This is a genomic window from bacterium, from assembly GCA_016873475.1.
Lineage (GTDB): Bacteria > Krumholzibacteriota > Krumholzibacteriia > JACNKJ01 > JACNKJ01 > VGXI01.
Genome location: VGXI01000309.1, coordinates 1 through 2,914, shown reverse-complemented (window position 1 = coordinate 2,914; position 2,914 = coordinate 1). Strand labels below are relative to the sequence as shown.

The window sequence follows — 2,914 nt, the reverse complement described above, 5'->3', positions numbered from 1 at the left end:
CTGGAGGTCTACGACCTTGCCGGGCGGCGCGTGCGGACCCTGGTCGACGGGCCGCTGCCGGCCGCGCAGCACGAAGCGATCTGGGACGGCGCCGACGCGGCGGGCCGGCGGCTCGCGAGCGGGGTCTACTTCGTGCGGCTGGTGGCGGGGGACTACCGGGCCAGCGAGAAGCTGGTGCTGGTCAAATGAGACCCCCGCGTTGACAGGGGGAAGAAGCGCGTCTAGATTGAAGGGGCCGCGAAACCGGGGGCGACCAGGTTTCGACGGGGATTCAAGAAGCTGGAGCTGCATGCCGGGGACTTCTCGATTCTGCCCCGTTACCAAGATCGAGAAACCACAATTGCCAACGATAACTTGGCCCTGGCCGCCTAACCTAGTTAGGTGACCTGCCCGCCTCACTTGCGCCACGGGAGTGGGGGCCGGGTATCATAATCCGCCGGCTGGTTCCCCGCCGCGTCCGGAGACGGGGGACGAGAAACACCGGACTGGCTGCGCGACGGATCGTTCGCCGTCCTCGCGCGCGGCGAGACCCAAAGCTGCGAACTACGCCTGTAGACGCTCTGGTGGACGTTTCTTCGGACGCGGGTTCGATTCCCGCCGCCTCCACCGCCATAGGCCCCCGCTGGTAGCCGCCCGCGGGGGCATTTTCACCGAATCTCGAAGCCAACCAGCAGTCGGGTCTCCACCTCGGCCGTCGTGGCCGCGTCTCCGCTCACACGGACGGCCGCCCCCAGCGCGACCCAGAGGTCGCCGGCTCCGTGTCCGATCACCGGTCCCAGGTAGTGCGCCTCTTCGCTCCCCCTGACTTCGAGACCGAGGCTGAGCAAGTCGCCGGACAGCCAGGCTGCGCCGGCCGCGTACTCGGGTTCCATCTTCCATTCGCTGCCCTCCTGCTCGAACTCGAGCGCCGGATTGAGAGCGAGGCGAAAGCTGCCGAAGTCGCGCGCGGCGATGCCCTTCACTTCGAAGGCGTGCCGCGAGTAGTCCGGCAGGCCCTTGTACTCCAGGTAGGCGACGGCGGCGAAAGGTCGCCGCTCCGGCTCTCCGAGTCTGTAGCGAAAGCGGAGCTTGTAGCCGGCGTAGACCAGCCCCTGGTCGGGCTCCTGATCGAAGACCTGGTACAGGCCGAAGTCGAAGCGGTCGGTCATCCCCACCTCGAGTTCGAGTTGGAGGTTCGTCGCCGTTCGCCCGGTCGCCTCCCCGAGCTCGGCGCTGGAGAGAGTGGTGTAGCTCTCGATCTCGGCTTCGCCCGCTGCCAGGGTCTGCGCCTCATAGGTCCACGCGAAGTGACGTTGATCGGCGCGGGCCGGCGCCGCGAGGAGGGGAAGCAGGAGGATCGCGGCGAGCAAGCGAAGGCTCCCCGGCCGCAGCGGGCGCGGGGCGGACGGACGGGCCGTGGACATGGCTGGACTCCTTTGGATGAGGCGCCAGGAGCATCGGTGCGTGAGAGGGAAGGGTCAAGCTAGCCGGCCGTCAGTCCCGTTGCAAGGGCAGAGCGGCATGGAGCGCGGCGGGAAGGCGTGGCCGGATGACGGCACCCGGCCGGCCCTCGCGCGGGGCAGGCACGGGGAGTCGGTCGGCGGCGGCTACGGTGTCCCGCCACGGCGTCCTTGATCCAGGTGTGCGCGATTCGCTAGAGTGTCGCCCTCCCTGGCCAAGACCCCGGAGAGCTGCCTCCATGAGCAATGTGAACGCCCCCGAGAGCTCCGTCCCGGCGACCGCAGGCGGCGCCGACCTCGCGCGCCTGCGCATCAGCGAGGCCGAGCGCCGCCGCGCCCGCCGCCGCCGGCCGCGCTGGCCCTGGGTGCTCGGCGGCCTGCTCCTGGTCGTCGTCCTGCTCTTTCTCCTCACGCGGCCGGCGACGGTCGGCGTGGCCACAGTGCGCGCGGGGGGCGGCACGCCGGTGGAGGAGGGGGGCGCCCTGCTCACGGCCAACGGCTACGTCGAGGCCCGCCACGCCGCCTCGGTGGCCGCGCGCACGACCGGTCGCCTCGCCGAGGTCTTCGTCGAGGAGGGCGACTCGGTGGACGCGGGCCAGGTCGTCGCCCGTCTCATCGACGACGACCAGCGCGTGCTGCTCCTGCAGGCCGAGGCCAACGTCGGCCTCGCGAAGGCGCGTCTGGTGCAGGCCCAGGCGAACGCGGCCGAGGCGGCGCGCCGCGCCGAGCGGCGAACCGCCCTGCGCAGCCAGAACGTCGAGAGTGCCGAGAACGCCGAGGCCGCCGAGACGGCCGCCGCGACCGCGCGGGCCGAGGTGGCCGCCGCCGAGGCCGCGCTGCGCGTCGCCGAGGCGAACCGCGAGGCGGCGCGCCTGGAGCTCGACAAGACGAAGATCACCGCGCCCTTCGCCGGTGTGGTCCTGCGCAAGGACGCCGAGATCGGCGAGATCGTCGGCCCGATCATGACGAGCAACACCGCGCGCGCCGGCGCCGTCGTCACGATCGCCGACCTCGGCACGCTCGAGGTCGGGGTCGATGTCAACGAGTCCTACATCGCGCGGCTCGCGGTCGGCGGACCGGCCGACATCGTTCTCGATGCGCACCCGGAGCTGCACTTCCCGGCGACGATCCGCACGATCTACCCTTCGGCGGACCGCGACCGCGCGACCATCCCCGTGCGGGTGGCCTTCAGCCAGGGCGACCCGCGCATCCGCCCCGACCTCGGCGCCAAGGTGAGCTTCCTCGAGCGGCCGGTGGCGGGGGGCATCCGCGTCATCCCGAAGCAGCTGCGCGTGCCGAGAGCGGCGCTGCACGAGCGAGACGGCGAGACGATCGTCTGGGTCCTGCGCGAGGGGCGGCTGCGCGCGAACGTCGTCACGCTGGGCGAAGGCGCCGGTGATGAGGTCGCCGTGCTCTCGGGCCTCGCCGAGGGCGACCAGGTGCTGACGAGCGACCTGCGCGCCGCCCGCGACCCC

Annotated in this window: 3 protein-coding genes and 1 other RNA gene; 3 read left to right on the top strand and 1 reads right to left on the bottom strand. The window is 71.6% G+C overall.

The window, feature by feature from the left end:
* Both FJ251_15135 and ssrA read left to right on the top strand, forming a co-directional pair.
* On the top strand, window positions 1-189 hold a 189-nt coding region (locus FJ251_15135; GenBank protein ID MBM4119035.1), incomplete at its 5' end, for a hypothetical protein.
* A gap of 56 nt (window positions 190-245) precedes the next feature.
* Window positions 246-609: a transfer-messenger RNA gene (gene ssrA / locus FJ251_15130) on the top strand.
* A 38-nt stretch (window positions 610-647) separates the two neighbouring features.
* Here ssrA and FJ251_15125 read toward each other — a convergent pair.
* Window positions 648-1,403: a hypothetical protein gene (locus FJ251_15125; GenBank protein ID MBM4119034.1), complete on the bottom strand. Its 756-nt coding sequence runs from the start codon at window positions 1,401-1,403 to the stop codon at window positions 648-650.
* Window positions 1,404-1,528: 125 nt separating this feature from the next.
* Here FJ251_15125 and FJ251_15120 point away from each other — a divergent pair.
* Window positions 1,529-2,914: efflux RND transporter periplasmic adaptor subunit (locus FJ251_15120; GenBank protein ID MBM4119033.1), on the top strand; the 1,386-nt coding region annotated here is incomplete at its 3' end.

Excerpts from the sequence above, each read along its gene's own strand:
- FJ251_15125 (MBM4119034.1), bottom strand. The coding sequence starts at position 1,403 with ATGTCCACGGCCCGTCCGTCCGCCCCGCGCCCGCTGCGGCCGGGGAGC.